Raw genomic sequence first — 15,556 nt, 5'->3', positions numbered from 1 at the left:
GGGGGGCTCCCCCCCCCCCACCCCTCACCCCCCCCCCCCCGGCCGGGCGGGGCACTCGCCCCCCCCCACGGCCGGTGCCAAACGAAGGAGAACGCAAATGAATTCCGAGCAGCTGAAGGGCAACTGGAACATCCTGAAGGGCAAGGCCAAGCAGCAGTGGGGCAAGCTGACCGATGACGATCTCGATGTCATCGAGGGCAAGCGCGACGAGCTCGTCGGCAAGATCCAGAAGAGCTACGGCATCGCCCGCGAAGACGCCGAACGCCAGGTCGACGCCTGGAACGCCTGAGCGGCGCACCGCGCCGGAGATCGAAAAACGGGAGACTGACCGATGTTGTGGTGGGCCCTTGTATTCTTCGTCGTTGCCATCGTCGCCGGCGTGTTCGGCTTCGGCGGCATATCGGCGGCATCGGCCTCGATCGCGCAGATACTGTTCTTCGTGTTCGTGGTGCTGCTCGTGGTGTCGCTGATCCTGCACCTGATGCGCAGCCGCAGGCCGCCGGCCTGACCTGAGACGTCCTGAAACACGACATGGGTCCGCGCTGCAACGCGGTTCCACCCTCCAGCGGGCTGTCCGGCGTCGGCGATCTGCGCGACGCCGGACAGCGCCACCCGATCAAGCCACCCGATCAAGACAGGGGCGTCGGCGACGCCCGATCTATCCGCCGCGGTCGCGGCGGCCAGAACAGATGGAGCAACCGATGAGCGACAAGTCGAAGGTTCAGGGCGAGGGCGACTACCAGGCCGCCCGTCGCTATCGCAAGGACGCCACCGAATTTGCGCAGAGCGGCGCGGTCGAGGACGCGGCGGAGAAGGCGCGCAAGGCCATCGAGGGCCCGGCCGGCGAGGCGCTGCGCCAGGCGGAACGAGACGGTAAGGCACGCGCCAAGGGCGAGGACCCGGCCCTGCGCCGCTGAGCCCGACCGCTGACAACAGTCAGGGGCGGCTCGGCATCGCGCCGTCGTCGTCCCTGCGCCTGCCATGGAGGAGCGGAGCGGAATGGAGGGAAACGGTAGCAACGGCGCGAGCCCCGGTCTCGCCGCCCTGACGATCTGCGAATCGCTGATCGCCGCGCTGGTCGACAACGGCGTGCTCGATTCGTCCGAGATCGACGAAATCTGCGAAGCGGCCCGCGAGTCGCAGCTCAGCACCGGGCTCGGCGCCTATGCGGCGGAGGAGCGTGCGAAGGCGGCGGAACTGATCCGTCGCATTCAGCGCCGCTCCAACTCGGTGCGGGACCACGATCCCGCGTGAACCAATCGCCATGACGCCCGTTCTCGCCTAATCTGCCCGCCCGGGGCCGGGCGAGGAGGCGATCGGCGGATGGGGCACGATGCGTTCGCAGAGGAACTGCGCGAGGTGACGGCACAGCTGCTCAGGAAGCTCAGGCCGGTCATGACGGTGACCGGCGAGATGGGGGACGCGATCCGCGTGCTGTGCCACAACGAGGCGCACTTCGCGCGGCACCAGCCGATCATCGAGGCCGGCCAGTCGTACAGCAACGTTTTCCTGGTCCACTCCGGCTGGGCCGTGCGCTTCAAGCTGCTGGAGAATGGCGACAGGCAGATCGTCAACTTCGTGCTGCCGGGCGACTTCATGTGCTTCAACGCCGCGCTGTTCGGCGAGTCCGATTTCTACCTGACCGCACAGACCGAAGTGATCGCCTACGTCATGCCGATCGTGCCGTTCGCCGAGATGCTGCGCGCGCAGCCGCAGCTGGCGCTCGCCCTGTCATGGACCAACGCGCATGAGGAAGCGCTGCTGGCCGAGCGGATCGTGTCGCTGGGCCGGCGCAGCGCGCGCGAGCGCATGGCGCACCTGTTCTGCGAGTTGTGGCGGCGGCTGCAGCTGCTCGACATGATCGACGGCGGCCGGTTCCCGCTGCCGATGACGCAGGAGGACCTGGCCGACACGCTGGGGCTCAGCGCGGTCCACGTGAACCGCACGCTGCGCTGGCTGCGCGGCGAACGTCTGGTCGAGACCGGCCCGTCGCACGTGCGCATCCTCGACATGCCCGGGCTGGAGCGCATCGCCGGCTTCGACGCCGGCTATCTGCACTTCACCGAGACCCACAAGCCGCGGTTCTGAGCCGGCGGCGCATTCAGCGCGACGCCGCCAGCAGCGCGGCGGTGTGGGCGGCGATCATCTGTTCCTCGTCGGTCCGGATCACCAGCACCGCCACCGCCGACTCGTCGGCCGAGACCACGGTCTCGCCCGCACGGTTGCGCCCCCGGTCCAGCGCGATGCCGAGCCAGCCCATGTCGGCGCACACCCGCTCGCGCACCCGCCAGGCGTGCTCGCCGATCCCGCCGCAGAACACCAGGGCGTCGAGCCCGCCGAGGATCGCCGCCATCGCGCCGAGCTCGCGCCGGATACGGAACACGAAATAGGCGATGGCCTCTTCCGCCTCCGGCGTGCCCGCCGCCTCCAGCTCCCGCATGTCGTGTGACAACCCGGACAGACCCTTCAGCCCCGACTGCTTGTAGAGCACGGCCTCGATCTCGCGCGCGTCCATCCCCTTCTCGTCCAGCATGTACAGCACGACGCCGGGGTCGAGCTGGCCGCAGCGGGTGCCCATCGGCAGGCCGTCGAGCGCGGTGAAGCCCATGGTCGAGCCGACGCTGCGGCCGTCGCGCACCGCGCACATCGACGCCCCGTTGCCGAGATGGGCGATCGCCACCCGGCCCGCCGCCCGCGCCGGCGCGACCGCGCGCAGCCGCATCGCGACATATTCGTAGGAGATGCCGTGGAAGCCGTAGCGGCGCACGCCCTCGTCGTAGTAGCTGCGCGGCAGGGCGAAGGTGTCGTTGACCCAGGGATGCGCGCGGTGAAAGGCTGTATCGAAACAGGCCACCTGCAGGGCCTGCGGGAAGGCGGCCCGGGCGGCGCGGATGCCGGCCAGGTTGTGCGGCTGGTGCAGCGGCGCCAGCCTGACCAGCCGCTCGAGGTCGGCGAGGACCTTGGCATCGAGCACCATCGGCGCGGCATAGTCGACGCCGCCGTGGACCACGCGGTGGCCGACCGCCGGGATGGCGACGCCGCCGAATCGCCGCTCGATCAGCCGCAGGATCTGTTGCAGCGCCGCCGCCTGGTCGGTGGCCGGATCGAGGGGGTCGCCGTCGGCCAGAATCTCGGTCCCGACGCGGGCCTCGATGCGCGGCGTCGCGCCGATGCCGTCGACCTGGCCGCGCAGCCGCTCCACCGGCCGGTCGTCGAGTGCATAGAGCGCGAACTTCACCGAGGACGATCCGGCGTTGATGGTCAGCACGTGCTCGGTCATGGCCGGTCCGCCTTCCGTCGCGCCTCGGCGGCCAGCAAGGCATCGACGGCGTCGACCGTGATCGCGGCGGGGTCGGCACCGGCGCTCGCAACCATCAGCGCGGCCGCCGCGTTGCCGTAGCGGGCCGCCGCCGCCAGCCCGTCGCCGGCGGCCAGCCGACAGGCCAGCGCACCGATCAGCGCGTCGCCGGCACCGTGGGTGTCGACGACCGCGACGCGATGGCCGGGAATGTGACAGGCGGATCCGCCGCGCTCGGCCAGCAGCAGGCCGTCGGCGCCGAGGGTCAGCACCACCGCCGGCACCTGCGCGGCCAGTGCCGCCAGCGCCCGGTGCGCCCCTGCCAGGTCGGCGACGGGCATGCCGGACAGCATCTCCGCCTCGATCGCGTTGACCGCCAGCAGGTCGACCGACGCCAGCAGGCCGGCAGGCGCCGGCGCCGCCGGCGCGGCGTTCAGCACCACCCGCGCGCCGGCCGCCTTCGCCGCCCGCGCCGCCGGCGCCAGCGCCGCCGGCGCCACCTCGTATTGCAGCAGCAGCAGGTCGGCCGGTCCCGCCGCCACCGCCGCCACGTCGTCGCCGTCGACGCACTGGTTGGCGCCGGACACGATCACGGCGGCATAGTCGCCCGCCGCCTCGATGATGGCCACGCTCATGCCGGTGCCGGCCGCCTCCATGCGGCGCACCCCGCGCGCGTCCACGCCGTGGCGAGCCAGATGCGCCAGCAGCGGCCCGGCGAAGTCGTCGGTCCCGACCCGGCCGACCATGCGCACCGCGGCGCCGTGGCGGGCGGCGTGGACCGCCTGGTTCAGCCCCTTGCCGCCGGGCACCGGCCGCCAGCTGCTGCCGGCCAGCGTCTCGCCCAGCCGCGGCTGGCGCGGCGCCTGCACCACGATGTCCATGTGCAGGCTGCCGAAGACCGTGATGCGCGGCGCCGGCTGCATGGTCGCGCGTCCGGTCGGGTCAGGCCCCGGCGCCGCCGGCGATGCCGAGCAGCACGCCCTGGGCGATGCGCTGGCCGGCGATGGTGTCCTGCCGCGCCAACGCCTCGGCCAGGTCGTTGCGGCCGCGCAGCGTCTCCACCATCTCCAGCAGCCGCTTCGTCACCATGATGTTGGTGCGGCATTCCTCGACCGGGTCGAGCCCGGAGGCGTCGGGGAAGGTGTCGAAATAGATCGCGCCGTCGTAGCCGACCCGATCCATGGTGAACAGCAGCTCCAGCGTCTGCAGGCCGTGCACGCTGCCGACCATCATGCCGTCGTCGCGCGCCCCGTAGGCGTCGTTCAGGTGCAGGCCGTAGAGCCGGGCGTGATGCGCGGCCATGGCGGCGGCGAAGGCCGGTTGCTCGCCGGCGTAGAGCACATGGGCGAAGTCCAGGCACACGCCGACATTGGCGCAGCCGATCTCGCGGATCATCAGCAGGGTTGTGCCGATGTCGCCCAGCAGGGCGCGGGCGCGCGGCTCGTCGGGCTTGTACTCGATGGCGATGCGGACATCCGGGTTGTGCAGCGCGACCCGGCGCAGGCCGTCGGCGACCGTCTTCCACAGATCGGCATAGTCGGCCTGGAACGGATAGTCGAAGCCGTCCTCGCCCAGCCAGACGGTCAGCAGGTCGGCGCCGGCCTCGGCGGTGGCGTCGACCCCGCGCAGCGTCAGCTCGACCGCCTTCTGCCGGATCGCAGCGTCGGGATGGCCGAGCGCACCGCGCTTGAAGTCCGCATCGCCGTAGTAGCGCATGGCCAGCCCGTTGATGCCGAGCCCGGCGTCGGCGACGCAGGCGCGCACCTCGGCCAGCGTCGAGCCGGCGAAATGGTCGGGGAAATTCAGGTCGACCGAGGTCAGGCCCTCCACCGTGCCGGCACGGCGGATCAGCTCCAGCGGCGTCGGCCGCCCGCCCACGCCGCGGTCGGCGGCGAAGGAGTTCAGCCGGGTGGCGAAATCGGGGCGCAGCGCCATCGGTGGGTCCTGGTGCGGTTGGGATCGGTCCGACCCTACGGGCATTGCCCGGGCGCGACAAGGCGGCGCCGATTGTGCCTTCTTGCCGCGGCCGGCCGCTGCTAAGCAGTCGCGCGACAACGCAAGGGAGGACCGCCCACCATGGACATGTTTCGGCTCGACGGCCAGGTCGCCTTCGTCACCGGCGCCGGCAGCGGGATCGGCCAGCGCATCGCCATCGCCTATGCCGAGGCCGGCGCCGACGTGGGCTGCTTCGACCTCGCCGACAGCGCGGGCCTGGACGACACCGTCGCCAAGGTCGAGGGCACCGGGCGCAACGGTTGCGCCGTGCGCGGCGACGTGCGCGAGGAGCTGGACCTGGCCGAGGCGATCGCCGAGGTCGAGCGCAGGCTCGGCCCGATCAGCATCGCCGGCAACTGTGCCGGCATTGCCAACGCCGCCCCGGCCGAGGCGATGGAGGCGGCGCAGTGGCAGCGGATGATCGACGTCAACCTGACCGGCCTGTTCCGCTCATGCCAGGCCGAGGCGCGGGTGATGCTGCCGCGGCGCAACGGCTCGATCATGAACATCGCCTCGATGTCGGGCAGCATCGTCAACCGCGGGCTGAAGCAGGCGCACTACAACAGCTCCAAGGCCGCGGTGATCCACCTGAGCAAGAGCCTGGCGATGGAATGGTGCGACCGCGGCATCCGGGTCAACGCGATCAGCCCCGGCTACACCGCCACGCCGATGAACCTGCGTCCCGAGGTGGCGGAGCAGGTGAAGCAGTTCGAGTCCGAGACGCCGATGGGCCGGATGGCCTCGGTCGACGAGATGGCGGGCCCGGCAGTGTTCCTGGCCAGCCCGGCCGCGTCGTTCTGCACCGGCGTCGACCTGATCGTCGACGGCGGCTTCACCTGCTGGTAGGCGGCGGGCGGAGCGCCGCGGCCGGGTCTGCGTCAGGAGCGCGGCTGTCGCTGGCCGTGCGAACGCTGCGGCACGCCGCGGTGCAGCGAGAAGTGGGTGTGGATGCCCTTCCACGGCGCGTCGACGGCATCGCGGCGCAGCGCCACGGTGCAGCGGCCGGGCCGCGGGAACCGGCTGCCGTCCTCGGCGATGCCGGTCGAGGTCCACAGGATCGCCGCCGAGGCCATCAGCCGGTCGGGCGAGACCTGGGCGACCAGGCTGCCGGTGTCGAAGGCGAAATCCTCGATGGTCGGCCACACCCGGCGCCACTGTTCCGCCTCCAGCGCCGCCTGGCCGTGGACCTGGTCCTGGAACGTGCCGAAGCCGACCACGTCCTTGTCGAACAGCGCCCGCGCCGGCACGAAGTCCACCGCCGAAACCAGCGCGCCCCACTGTCGGAACCAGTCGGCAATGCTGGCGATGTCGGCCGAATCTGCCATTGTGAACTCCCCCTCGTTGCGTGAATCCGACCGGAGCGATCGATGGCCGCCGCACCCGACACCAACCAACCTGCGACGCTCGTCACCGGCGCGGCCAGCGGCATCGGCGCGGCCACCGCACGCGGCCTGGCCGTGCCCGGTGCCCGCCTGATGCTGCACACGCGGCGCAGCGAGGACAAGCTCGCCGCTGTCGCAGCGGCCTGCCGCGCCGCCGGCGCTACGGTCGAGACCGCGCTGGGCGATCTGGCCGAGCCGCAGACGGCCGATCGGATCGCCGCCGCCGGCCGGGCCGCGTTCGGGCGCATCGACCGCTTCGTTGCCAACGCCGGCAGCGCAGACCGGCGCCGGTTCGGCGAGCTTGGCGAGGCTGATTTCGCGGCGGCGCAGGCGGCGATGCCGCTGGCCTTCTTCCGCCTGGTCACCGCGCTGCTGGACGACCTCGCCGCCTCGCCTTGCGGGCGGGTGGTCGCGGTCAGCTCGTTCGTGGCGCACGTGTTCGGCGTCAACGACACCATCTTTCCCGCCACCGCCGCCGCCAAGGGCGCGATCGAGGCGATGGCCAAGGCGCTCGCCGTCCAGCTGGCGCCGCATGGCGCCACGGTCAACGTGGTGGCGCCGGGCTACACCCAGAAGGACCCGGGCGCGCACCACGCGATCAAGCCGGAGGCCTGGGAAGCGGCCCGGCGGGCGACGCCGTTGCTGAAGCTGGCCCGCCCCGACGACGTCGCCGCCGCCATCGCCTTCTTCCTGTCGCCCGCGGCAGGCCACGTCACCGGCCAGGTGCTGATGGTCGACGGCGGCCTGTCGCTGAAGTAACCGCCCGGTCGAGGGCCGGCGGGTCGCGGCCGTCCCGCCGGTCGCACCAAAAAATACAACATTTTCATGACCTATGTTATTGCGACTTTCCAATCCGGCCTATCTCTGTGGCGATCGTTTCTGCACGGAGTGAGGGTCAAGCCGATGACAAAACTGATGATTCTTTCCGCGACCGCCGTGATCGCCCTTGCCGCCGCCGGCTGCGGCGAGCGCGGCCCCAGCCGTGCGGCGATCGGCGCCGGTGCCGGCGCTGTTGCGGGCGGCGTCGCCGGCAACCAGTTCGGCAGCGGCACCGGCAACGTCGCCGCCACCGTCGGCGGCGCGCTGCTGGGTGCGCTGCTTGGCGGCGCGATCGGCGCCCAGCTCGACGCGGACGAGCAGGCGAAATGGGAACAGGCGACCGCAGGCGCACTGAACGCGCCGGGTCAGACCGTGCAGTGGAACAAGCCGGGCGGCAGCAGCGGCCAGGTCACGGCGATCTCGGCGCCGAGCTACGGCCCGAGCTGCTATCAGGTGAACAACGTGATCACCTTTGCCGATGGCCACCAGGAGGTCAGGGAGAGCTACGTGCGCTACAACGCAGACCGGACGGTACGAGGCCTGCTGATCGCCCGGACCGAACGATGCGCCGGCCGCGCTGGCGCGTCCCGCCGGCCCATTGCCGGCAGGCGGTGCTCAGCGGCGCCAGCAGGCGGCGAGATGGCCGGGCGCCTTGGCCTCCAGCGGCGGCACCTCGGCGCGGCACTGGTCGGTGACCTGCGGGCAGCGCGAGGCGAAGCGGCAGCCGGCCGGCGGATGGATCGGGCTCGGCACCTCGCCGGAATAGACGATGCGGCGGCGCCTGCGCTGCACCTTCGGGTCGGGGATCGGCACGGCCGACAGCAGCGCCTCGGTATAGGGATGCTTCGGGTCGGCATAGATCGCCTCGGCCGGCGCGATCTCCACCAGGTGGCCGGCATACATGATGGCGATGCGGTGCGAGATGTGCTGCACCACCGAGAGGTCGTGGGCGATGAACAGATAGGTCAGCCCCAGCTCCTGCTGCAGGTCCTGCAGCAGGTTGACCACCTGGGCGCGCACCGAGACGTCGAGCGCCGACACCGGCTCGTCGGCGACGATGAACTCGGGCTGAAGTGCCAGCGCGCGGGCGATGCCGACGCGCTGGCGCTGGCCGCCGGAAAAGGCGTGCGGGTGGCGGTCGATGGCGTCGGCCGGCAGGCCGACGCGTTCCAGCAGGTCGACCACCAGCGCGCGCGCCGCGGCCGCGTCGCGGACCAGGCCGTGCACCAGCACCGGCTCGGCCACGATCTCGCCGATGCGCATGCGCGGGTTCAGGCTGGCATAGGGGTCCTGGAAGATCAGCTGCATGTGCCGGCGCAGCTGGCGCAGCGGCTCCCCTTCGACATGGGTGATGTCCTGGCCGCGGAATCGCACGAAACCACGGGTCGCCGGCACCCGGCGCAGGATGGCCCGCCCGGTGGTGGTCTTGCCCGAGCCGCTCTCGCCGACCAGGCCCAGGGTCTCGCCCGGCGCGATCGCGAAGCTGACGTCGTCGACCGCGTGCACGAACAGCTGCGACTGGCCCCAGAAGCCGGAGCGGCCGGCCGGGAAGTGCACCGACAGGCCCTCGACCTCAACCAGCGGCGGCGCGGTGCGGGCGGGCGTTGCGGCCATGTATTCCTGTCCGTCAGGCAGCGCCGAGGCTCCTTCCCGCGACCCGCCGGCCCGGCGCATCGACCGCGGCCCAGGCGTTGGTGAAGGGCCGCACGCACGCCGCCAGCCGCCCCGGGGCAACCTCGCGCAGCGCGGGGTCGTCGGCGCAGGCGCCGTCCGCCGCCGGGCAGCGGCGCATGAAGGCGCAGCCGGCCGGCGGGCCGATCATCCCCGGCGGCGCACCGTCGATGGCGATCAACCGCTCGCGCAGCTCGTCCAGCCGGGGAGTCGAACGCAGCAGGCCCAGTGTGTAGGGATGAGCCGGGTCGTCGAACAGCGCCTCGGCCTCGCCCTGCTCCACCACCCGGCCGGCATACATCACCGCAACCCGGTGGCACAGCCCCGCGACGACGCCGAGGTCGTGGGTGATCAGGATGACCGACAGCCCCAGCTTCTCCTGCAGTTCGGCGATCAGCTCCAGGATCTGCGCCTGGATGGTGACGTCCAGCGCGGTGGTCGGCTCGTCGGCGATCAGCAGCTCCGGCTCGCAGGCCAGCGCCATCGCGATCATCACACGCTGGCGCATGCCGCCGGAGAACTCGTGCGGATACTGGCGCAGCCGCTTGTCCGGCGCGTTGATGCCGACCAGCGCCATCAGCTCGCGCGCCCGGTCCCACGCCGCCTTGCGGCCCATCTTCAGGTGATGGGTCATCACCTCGGTGATCTGGGTACCGACCGTGAACACCGGGTTCAGCGACGTCATCGGGTCCTGGAAGATGATCGCCATCTTGGCGCCGCGCACCGCCGCGGCCGTGCGCCGGCCGGCGGGGCCGAGCAGGGTGTGGCCGCGCCAGCGGATGTCGCCGCCGACGATCTTGCCGGGCACGTGGACCAGCCCCATCGCCGCCTGGGCGGTGACGCTCTTGCCGGAGCCGCTCTCGCCGACGATGCCCAGCGTCTCGCCCGGGCCGACCGCCAGCGAGACGCCGCGGACCGCCTCCACCGTGCCGCGGCGGGTCATGAAGTGGACCCGCAGGTCCTCGATCTCCAGCAACGGCGCGTCCGCGATCATGCCGCCCGCGCCCGGCGCTTCTCGCGCGCGGCCAGCACCCGGGCAAAGCGCTTCTCGCGCTCCTGCGGGTCGGAGGTGATGCGCGCCCAGCTCGCCACCATGTTGATCGCCAGCACGGTGATGGCGATGGCGGTGCCGGGAATGGTCACCAGCCACCAGGCTTTGAACATGTATTCCTTGCCGATCGCCACATCGAGGCCCCAGGAGGTCTGCGGCGGCTGGATGCCGAGGCCGAGGAAGCTCAGCGCCGCCTCGGCCAGGATGATGCGGGCGAACTCCAGGATCGCCAGCGTCAGCAGCGGCGAGGTCAGGTTGGGCAGGATGTGGCGGAACACCACGCGCCAGGACGGGCAGCCGACCATCTCCGCCGCCTCGACATAGGGCAGCTGGCGCACCGACAGCACGATGCCGCGGGTCATGCGGCCGTAGACCATCCAGCCGTTGATCGCCAGCACGATGATCACCGTGGTCATCGACGCGCCGACCACGGCCAGGATGATCAAGGCCAGCAGCAGGCCCGGAAAGGCGATCTGCGTGTCGATCCAGCGCATGATGAAGGCGTCGGTGCGCCCGCCGCGATAGCCGGCGAGCAGACCCATCAGCACGCCGAAGCCGCCGGCCAGCGCCACCACCGCGACGCCGACGATCAGCGAGACCTGGCTGCCGTGGATCAGCCGGGACAGCACGTCGCGGCCCAGATTGTCGGTGCCGAGCACATGCGCCCAGCTGCCGCCCTCCTGCCACACCGGCGGGCGGAACTTGAGCGGCAGGTTCTGGTCGCCGGGCTCGTAGGGCGCCAGCAGCGGTGCGAAGATCGCCATCAGCACCAGCAGCACGAGCACGACGAGGCCGACGAAGCCGGCCTTGTCCTGCCACAGCTCGCGGCCCATGCCGCGCACCGCGGTGAACATCTCGTGCGGCCGGCCGCGGAATGCGGCCCCGCCCATCGCCGCCGCGGTGCCGCGGTCGTCGATCTCGGCCGGCGGCGCGTCGGCCGGCAGCGACGGGACGTCGAGCGATTCGGTCGACATCGCCGGTCAGTCCAGCTTGATGCGCGGGTCGATCGCCTTGTAGGCGACGTCGACCGCGAGGTTGATGACCACCACCATGATCGCGACGGTGAACACGATCGCCTGCAGCAGGATCAGGTCCTGCCGCTCGATCGACTGGATCGCGGTCAGGCCGAGGCCGGGCCAGGCGAACACGCTCTCCACCACCACGGTATAGCCGGCGAGCGCGCGGATGAACTCCCATGCCGCCAGCGTCAGCACCGGCACCGCGGCGTTGCGCAGCGCGTGCACGCCGACAACGCGCAGGAACGGCATGCCCTTGGCCTCGGCCGTCTTGGTATACTGCGCGTTCAGCTCGTCGATCATCTGCGAGCGCACCACCATCACCAGCCGGGTCAGCGCCGGCAGCGCCAGCGTGATCGCCGGCAGGATGATCGAGGTGGCCTTGAAATTGCCGGCCGGCGGCAGCCAGCCGAAATTGACCGCGAACACCACGATCAGGATCAGGCCGAGCCAGAATTGCGGAATCGACAGGCCGAGCAGGCTGAGCAGCACGGTCAGCCGGTCGACCCAGCTGCCGGGCCTGAGCGCGGCGAGGATGCCGAGCGGGATCGCCAGCAGGATGGCGAGGCCGAGGCCGGCGCCGACCAGCAGCAGCGTGTTGGGCAGGCCCTCGAACACGATGTCCATCGCCGGCCGGTGCTGCCACAGGCTCTCGCCGAAATCGAGGGTGACCAGGTCGCCGAAGAAGTCGGCGAACTGCACCGGGATCGAGCGGTCGAAGCCGAGCTGCGCCTCGAACGCGGCCCGCTGCTCCGCCGTTGCCTCCAGCGGCAGCATCACGCGGACCGGGTCGCCGATCATGCGGGTGACCACGAAAACGACCACGGTCACGCCCAGGATCACGACCAGGCCGTGCCGCATGCGCGCCAGCATGAATCGACCCATCGGCCCCTCCGGAAGCGGCAGGCGGGCGACGGCCGGTTCCCCGCCGCCGCCCGCCCGGCCTCGCCGTCAGACTATTCGGCGACTGCCATTTCGCTGACCAGCAGCTTGGCGTCGACCCGCGGGGTCCACTGCAGCCGCTCGGACATGCCGTAGATGTCCTCGATGTTCAGCAGCCACAGGAAATAGGCCTGGTCGAATGCCAGCTGCACCGCCTCGTGGTACAGCGCCTCGCGCGTGGCCACATCGGTCTCGGTCCGCGCCTGGTCGATCAGGTCGGCCAGGTGCTGGTCCTGGTTCGACGCGCCGATGCCGCCCTGATGGTAGTAGGCCGAGAACGGACGGTCGGCGTCGAGCAGCTCGTTCGAGCTGACCACGAAAATGGCGTCGCCGCGGGTCTCGCGGTCGAACAGCCGGTTCAGATACTCGTCGAACTCGAAGATGCGCACGACCGGGGTCACGCCCACCTCCTGCCAGAAGCCGGCAATCACTTCGACCAGCTCGCGGTCCTTCAGCCAGCGGCCGGAGGTGCCGATGATCTCCACCTCGGTGCCGACGGCGCCGGCCTCCTCCAGCAGGGCGCGCGCCTTGTCCGGGTCGTAGGGATAGCCGGCGACGGCCGGGTTGTAGCCGAAGAACGACGGCGCCAGCAGCTGGCCGTGCGCCACCTGCGCATAGCCCTCGAACAGGTTCTGCGCCAGCACCTCCTTGTCGACGGCGTAGTTCAGCGCCTGGCGCACCCGCACGTCCTGGGTCGGCCCGCTGATCGCCGACAGGATGACGATCGGCAGCTCGAGGCCGGAGACGTGCGCCGCCTGCGGCACCTGGTCGACGAATTCCGGCTGCAGGTTGGTGATCAGGTCGTATTCGCCCGCCAGCAGGCCGGCCAGCCGGGTGCCGGATTCCTCGACGAACCGGTAGTTGACCGTATCGATCGCCGGCGCCGCGCCCCAATAGTCCGGGTTGGCGGTCAGCGTGATGGCGCTGCCGCGCTGCCACTCCTGGAACGCATAGGGCCCGGTTCCGACCGGATGCTCGCCGAAGCCCTCTTCCTGCGAGGCCTGCGGCGGCACCATCTTCATCCAGTACATCCGCGCCGGCAGGATCGGGTCGGGGCCGGAGGTGAGGATGTGCACCGTGGTCGGGTCGACCGCCTCGGCGCCGGTGATGGTTGAGAAGAACGAGCTCTGCTCGGAGTTGAACGCGGGGTCGATGATGCGGGTGACGCTGTGCACCACCGCGGCGGCATCGAACGGCTCGCCGTTATGGAAGCTGACGCCCTCGCGCAGCTTGAATTCCCAGGTGGTGGCGTCGACCTGGGTCGGCGCGGCGGCGGCCAGGCCCGGCACCAGCTCGCCCGACGCGGTCCGCGCCATCAGCGTCTCGTAGATGTTGTCGTTGACCGCGCGCTCGCCGCCATCGTCGCGCTGCTGCGGGTCCAGCGTCGTCGGCTCCGATCCGATCGCGATCGTGACCTCGGCGGCGAAGGCCGGCGCCATCAGGCCGGCGGCGACGGCCGCTCCGAGGACAAACCTAGGCAGAATGTCCAACCCCATCAGTCAAACTCCCCCGTCCATTCTGTGCCCGCCGCAGCGGGGCGCTCTTGGGTCGCACGCCGCCCGGCCCGAGCGGAATAGGCGACAGCGCGCGATGATGGTATACAATGAACAACAGCGTCAAGGATTCGCCACGGAGGACACCGCAATTGGACGGCACGCAGCAAGGCTTGCCCGACGATGGCGCGCTCGCGCTCGGCCAGCGCCACCAGTCGCTGAACGACATGGTGACGGCGGCGCTGCGCGACGCGATCCTGGCGGGCCGGTTCAAGCCCGGCGAGCGGCTGGTCGAGGACCGCATCGCCCGCATGTTCGGCGTGTCGCGCAACCCGGTGCGCGAGGCGCTGAAGACGCTGCGCAGCGAGGGCATCGTCGAGATCGCGCCGCGCCGCGGCGCCTCGGTCGCCGCGCTTTCGGTCGACGAGGCGCGCGAGGTGATCGAGCTGCGCGCCGCGCTGGAAGGCCTGTGCGCCCGGCTGGCGGCGCGCCGCTGTACGCCCGAGGCCGGCCGGCGGATGGCAGAGATCCTGCGCGCGGGCGAGGCCGCCGCGTCGCGCAACGACCTGGCGGCGTTGCGCGACCTCAACGACGCCTTCCACGTCGCCCTGGCCGAGGCCGGCGCCAACCGGCATCTGGCCGATTTCATGGGCACGCTCAGGGCCAAGACCTACTGGCTGTTCGCCCGCATCTCCGAGGAGCGGGCGCGCGAATCCTGGAACGAGCACGCCGCGATCCTTCGCGCGGTGCTGGAGGCGGACCAGGAGCTGGCGGCGCTGCTGGCCAGCCGGCATGTCAGTTCGGTCGGCGACCAGCTGCTGGAGCGCGACAGCGCCGGCGTCGTCGGCGAGCCGCGCCGGGAAGCGGCGGCGTGCGCCTGATCGGCGACGCCGAGGTCCGTGCCCACGCCGACCTCGGCGCCGCCGTCGACGCGGTCGCCGCCGCCTTTGCCGACCAGGCCGCCGGCCGGGCGGCGATCCAGGCGCGCCAGCGCATCGCCGCCGGCAGCACCAAACTCAGCACCATGGCGGCCGTGCTGCCGTCGCAAGGCATCGCCGGCGCCAAGATCTACACCACCGTCGACGGCCGCTTCCGCTTCGTGGTGCTGCTGTTCGACGCGAACAGCGGCGCCCCGCTGGCCTGCATGGAGGCGGACGCCTTCACCGAGATCCGCACCGCCGCGGTGACCGCGGCCGTCGCGCAGGCGCTGGCCCGGCCCGACGCCGACGTTCTGACGGTCTACGGCACCGGCGTGCAGGGGCGGGCCCACGCCCGGGCGCTGGCCCGCCGGTTCCAGCTGGTGGAAATCCGCTTCGTCAGCCGCGGCGATGCCGCCGCCTGCTGTGCCGCCATTGCCGACGAGACCGGGGTGCGGACCGTGCCGGCGGCCGGCGACGCCGCGCTGGCGGGCGCGCGTCTGGTCGTCACCGCCACGCGGTCGAAGACGCCGGTGCTGTCCGGCGACGCCCTGGCCGCCGGCAGTTTCGTCGCCGCGGTCGGCTGCACCCTGCCCGATGGCGCCGAGCTCGATGCCGCCGCCTTCCGGCGGGCCGAGCGGGTGGTGGTGGAGTGGGCGCCGCAGGCCTTCGCCGAGGCCGGCGACCTGATCCTGGCAGAGGCCGCCGGTGCGCTGCGCCGCGACGCCGTTGTCGAGGCGGCGACGGCGCTGGCCGCGCCGGATGCGCACCGGGTCTCCGAAGGCGGCGTGCTGGTGTTCAAGTCGGTCGGCATCGCACTGGAGGACGTGGCGGTCGCCGGCGCGGTCTGGCGCAGCATCGCCGGCGGCTGAACCGGGCCGGTCGGCGGCGGCACAACGGTCTTGATCCCGAAAAAGGATTGTATACAGTATCCGGACTTTCGAGCGCCGGCATGTCGAGGAGGATCGGTCA

At 71.5% G+C, this 15,556-nt stretch carries 18 protein-coding genes and 1 pseudogene; 10 read left to right on the top strand and 9 right to left on the bottom strand.

Features of this window, described 5'->3' with window-relative positions; translation table 11 throughout:
- The first annotated feature begins 97 nt into the window (after positions 1-97).
- The 5 genes from R3F55_17040 to R3F55_17020 all read left to right on the top strand — a co-directional run bounded on the left by R3F55_17040 (position 98) and on the right by R3F55_17020 (position 2,088).
- Positions 98-289, top strand: coding sequence for a CsbD family protein (locus R3F55_17040; GenBank protein MEZ5669110.1), 192 nt, complete (start codon positions 98-100; stop codon positions 287-289).
- 42 nt (positions 290-331) lie between these two features.
- Positions 332-508 (top strand): DUF1328 domain-containing protein, encoded by a 177-nt coding sequence (locus tag R3F55_17035; protein MEZ5669109.1) that lies wholly within the window; start codon positions 332-334, stop codon positions 506-508.
- Between the two features lie 193 nt (positions 509-701).
- Positions 702-917 carry a hypothetical protein gene (locus tag R3F55_17030; protein MEZ5669108.1) on the top strand — a complete coding sequence of 72 codons (216 nt, stop codon included), beginning with the start codon at positions 702-704 and terminating at the stop codon, positions 915-917.
- An 82-nt stretch (positions 918-999) separates the two neighbouring features.
- Positions 1,000-1,254, top strand: coding sequence for a hypothetical protein (locus R3F55_17025; protein MEZ5669107.1), 255 nt, complete (start codon positions 1,000-1,002; stop codon positions 1,252-1,254).
- Positions 1,255-1,323: 69 nt separating this feature from the next.
- Positions 1,324-2,088, top strand: a complete 765-nt coding sequence (locus R3F55_17020) for a Crp/Fnr family transcriptional regulator (protein MEZ5669106.1) — start codon at positions 1,324-1,326, stop codon at positions 2,086-2,088.
- Between the two features lie 13 nt (positions 2,089-2,101).
- On the opposite strand, the gene R3F55_17015 is transcribed toward R3F55_17020, so the two are convergent.
- From R3F55_17015 to R3F55_17005, 3 genes are read right to left on the bottom strand one after another with little or no spacing between them, the layout of a single operon-like run.
- Positions 2,102-3,280, bottom strand: a complete 1,179-nt coding sequence (locus R3F55_17015; GenBank protein MEZ5669105.1) for an acetate/propionate family kinase — start codon at positions 3,278-3,280, stop codon at positions 2,102-2,104.
- Complete coding sequence (locus R3F55_17010) at positions 3,277-4,221, bottom strand: PfkB family carbohydrate kinase (protein MEZ5669104.1); 945 nt, start codon at positions 4,219-4,221, stop codon at positions 3,277-3,279. Before R3F55_17010 ends, R3F55_17015 begins: the two co-directional genes overlap by 4 nt.
- Positions 4,222-4,240: 19 nt before the next feature.
- On the bottom strand, positions 4,241-5,233 hold the full coding sequence (locus R3F55_17005) for a sugar phosphate isomerase/epimerase family protein (GenBank protein ID MEZ5669103.1): 993 nt from the start codon (positions 5,231-5,233) through the stop codon (positions 4,241-4,243).
- 141 nt (positions 5,234-5,374) lie between these two features.
- Here R3F55_17005 and R3F55_17000 point away from each other — a divergent pair, with 141 nt between their 5' ends.
- Positions 5,375-6,139 carry an SDR family oxidoreductase gene (locus R3F55_17000; protein MEZ5669102.1) on the top strand — a complete coding sequence of 255 codons (765 nt, stop codon included), beginning with the start codon at positions 5,375-5,377 and terminating at the stop codon, positions 6,137-6,139.
- A 32-nt stretch (positions 6,140-6,171) separates the two neighbouring features.
- Here R3F55_17000 and R3F55_16995 read toward each other — a convergent pair whose 3' ends face one another.
- Positions 6,172-6,618, bottom strand: coding sequence for a nuclear transport factor 2 family protein (locus R3F55_16995; GenBank protein MEZ5669101.1), 447 nt, complete (start codon positions 6,616-6,618; stop codon positions 6,172-6,174).
- A 42-nt stretch (positions 6,619-6,660) separates the two neighbouring features.
- Here R3F55_16995 and R3F55_16990 point away from each other — a divergent pair, with 42 nt between their 5' ends.
- Both R3F55_16990 and R3F55_16985 read left to right on the top strand, forming a co-directional pair.
- Positions 6,661-7,434 carry an SDR family oxidoreductase gene (locus tag R3F55_16990; protein ID MEZ5669100.1) on the top strand — a complete coding sequence of 258 codons (774 nt, stop codon included), beginning with the start codon at positions 6,661-6,663 and terminating at the stop codon, positions 7,432-7,434.
- A gap of 66 nt (positions 7,435-7,500) precedes the next feature.
- A pseudogene (locus tag R3F55_16985) lies at positions 7,501-7,731 on the top strand (hypothetical protein).
- 378 nt (positions 7,732-8,109) lie between these two features.
- Here R3F55_16985 and R3F55_16980 read toward each other — a convergent pair.
- From R3F55_16980 to R3F55_16960, 5 genes are all read right to left on the bottom strand, one after another.
- On the bottom strand, positions 8,110-9,108 hold the full coding sequence (locus R3F55_16980; protein MEZ5669099.1) for an ABC transporter ATP-binding protein: 999 nt from the start codon (positions 9,106-9,108) through the stop codon (positions 8,110-8,112).
- Positions 9,109-9,121: 13 nt separating this feature from the next.
- Positions 9,122-10,159, bottom strand: coding sequence for an ABC transporter ATP-binding protein (locus R3F55_16975; GenBank protein MEZ5669098.1), 1,038 nt, complete (start codon positions 10,157-10,159; stop codon positions 9,122-9,124).
- Complete coding sequence (locus R3F55_16970; protein ID MEZ5669097.1) at positions 10,156-11,190, bottom strand: ABC transporter permease; 1,035 nt, start codon at positions 11,188-11,190, stop codon at positions 10,156-10,158. Before R3F55_16970 ends, R3F55_16975 begins: the two co-directional genes overlap by 4 nt.
- 6 nt (positions 11,191-11,196) lie before the next feature.
- Positions 11,197-12,117, bottom strand: a complete 921-nt coding sequence (locus tag R3F55_16965) for an ABC transporter permease (protein ID MEZ5669096.1) — start codon at positions 12,115-12,117, stop codon at positions 11,197-11,199.
- A 71-nt stretch (positions 12,118-12,188) separates the two neighbouring features.
- Positions 12,189-13,613, bottom strand: a complete 1,425-nt coding sequence (locus R3F55_16960; GenBank protein ID MEZ5669095.1) for an ABC transporter substrate-binding protein — start codon at positions 13,611-13,613, stop codon at positions 12,189-12,191.
- Positions 13,614-13,840: 227 nt separating this feature from the next.
- On the opposite strand from R3F55_16960, the gene R3F55_16955 reads away from it, so the two are divergent.
- Both R3F55_16955 and R3F55_16950 read left to right on the top strand, forming a co-directional pair.
- Positions 13,841-14,548: a GntR family transcriptional regulator gene (locus R3F55_16955; GenBank protein MEZ5669094.1), complete on the top strand. Its 708-nt coding sequence runs from the start codon at positions 13,841-13,843 to the stop codon at positions 14,546-14,548.
- The gene (locus R3F55_16950; GenBank protein ID MEZ5669093.1) at positions 14,539-15,456 is read left to right on the top strand and encodes an ornithine cyclodeaminase family protein; all 918 of its coding nucleotides are present in this window, start codon (positions 14,539-14,541) and stop codon (positions 15,454-15,456) included. The genes R3F55_16955 and R3F55_16950 overlap by 10 nt, the downstream gene beginning before the upstream one ends.
- The last annotated feature ends 100 nt before the right edge of the window (positions 15,457-15,556 follow it).

It is taken from the genome of Alphaproteobacteria bacterium (assembly GCA_041396705.1).
In the GTDB taxonomy this organism is placed as follows: Bacteria; Pseudomonadota; Alphaproteobacteria; order CALKHQ01; family CALKHQ01; genus CALKHQ01.
The sequence above is the reverse complement of the archived record's forward strand: the minus strand, read 5'-3'. Positions and strand labels throughout refer to the sequence as shown.

Bases quoted from the DNA above. Each gene is read 5' to 3' on its own strand.
- R3F55_17040 (MEZ5669110.1), top strand. From the start codon at position 98: ATGAATTCCGAGCAGCTGAAGGGCAACTGGAACATCCTGAAGGGCAAG.
- R3F55_17035 (MEZ5669109.1), top strand. From the start codon at position 332: ATGTTGTGGTGGGCCCTTGTATTCTTCGTCGTTGCCATCGTCGCCGGC.
- R3F55_17030 (MEZ5669108.1), top strand. From the start codon at position 702: ATGAGCGACAAGTCGAAGGTTCAGGGCGAGGGCGACTACCAGGCCGCC.
- R3F55_17025 (MEZ5669107.1), top strand. From the start codon at position 1,000: ATGGAGGGAAACGGTAGCAACGGCGCGAGCCCCGGTCTCGCCGCCCTG.
- R3F55_17020 (MEZ5669106.1), top strand. From the start codon at position 1,324: ATGGGGCACGATGCGTTCGCAGAGGAACTGCGCGAGGTGACGGCACAG.
- R3F55_17015 (MEZ5669105.1), bottom strand. From the start codon at position 3,280: ATGACCGAGCACGTGCTGACCATCAACGCCGGATCGTCCTCGGTGAAG.
- R3F55_17010 (MEZ5669104.1), bottom strand. From the start codon at position 4,221: ATGCAGCCGGCGCCGCGCATCACGGTCTTCGGCAGCCTGCACATGGAC.
- R3F55_17005 (MEZ5669103.1), bottom strand. From the start codon at position 5,233: ATGGCGCTGCGCCCCGATTTCGCCACCCGGCTGAACTCCTTCGCCGCC.
- R3F55_17000 (MEZ5669102.1), top strand. From the start codon at position 5,375: ATGGACATGTTTCGGCTCGACGGCCAGGTCGCCTTCGTCACCGGCGCC.
- R3F55_16995 (MEZ5669101.1), bottom strand. From the start codon at position 6,618: ATGGCAGATTCGGCCGACATCGCCAGCATTGCCGACTGGTTCCGACAG.
- R3F55_16990 (MEZ5669100.1), top strand. From the start codon at position 6,661: ATGGCCGCCGCACCCGACACCAACCAACCTGCGACGCTCGTCACCGGC.
- R3F55_16980 (MEZ5669099.1), bottom strand. From the start codon at position 9,108: ATGGCCGCAACGCCCGCCCGCACCGCGCCGCCGCTGGTTGAGGTCGAG.
- R3F55_16975 (MEZ5669098.1), bottom strand. From the start codon at position 10,159: ATGATCGCGGACGCGCCGTTGCTGGAGATCGAGGACCTGCGGGTCCAC.
- R3F55_16970 (MEZ5669097.1), bottom strand. From the start codon at position 11,190: ATGTCGACCGAATCGCTCGACGTCCCGTCGCTGCCGGCCGACGCGCCG.
- R3F55_16965 (MEZ5669096.1), bottom strand. From the start codon at position 12,117: ATGGGTCGATTCATGCTGGCGCGCATGCGGCACGGCCTGGTCGTGATC.
- R3F55_16960 (MEZ5669095.1), bottom strand. From the start codon at position 13,613: ATGGCGCCGGCCTTCGCCGCCGAGGTCACGATCGCGATCGGATCGGAG.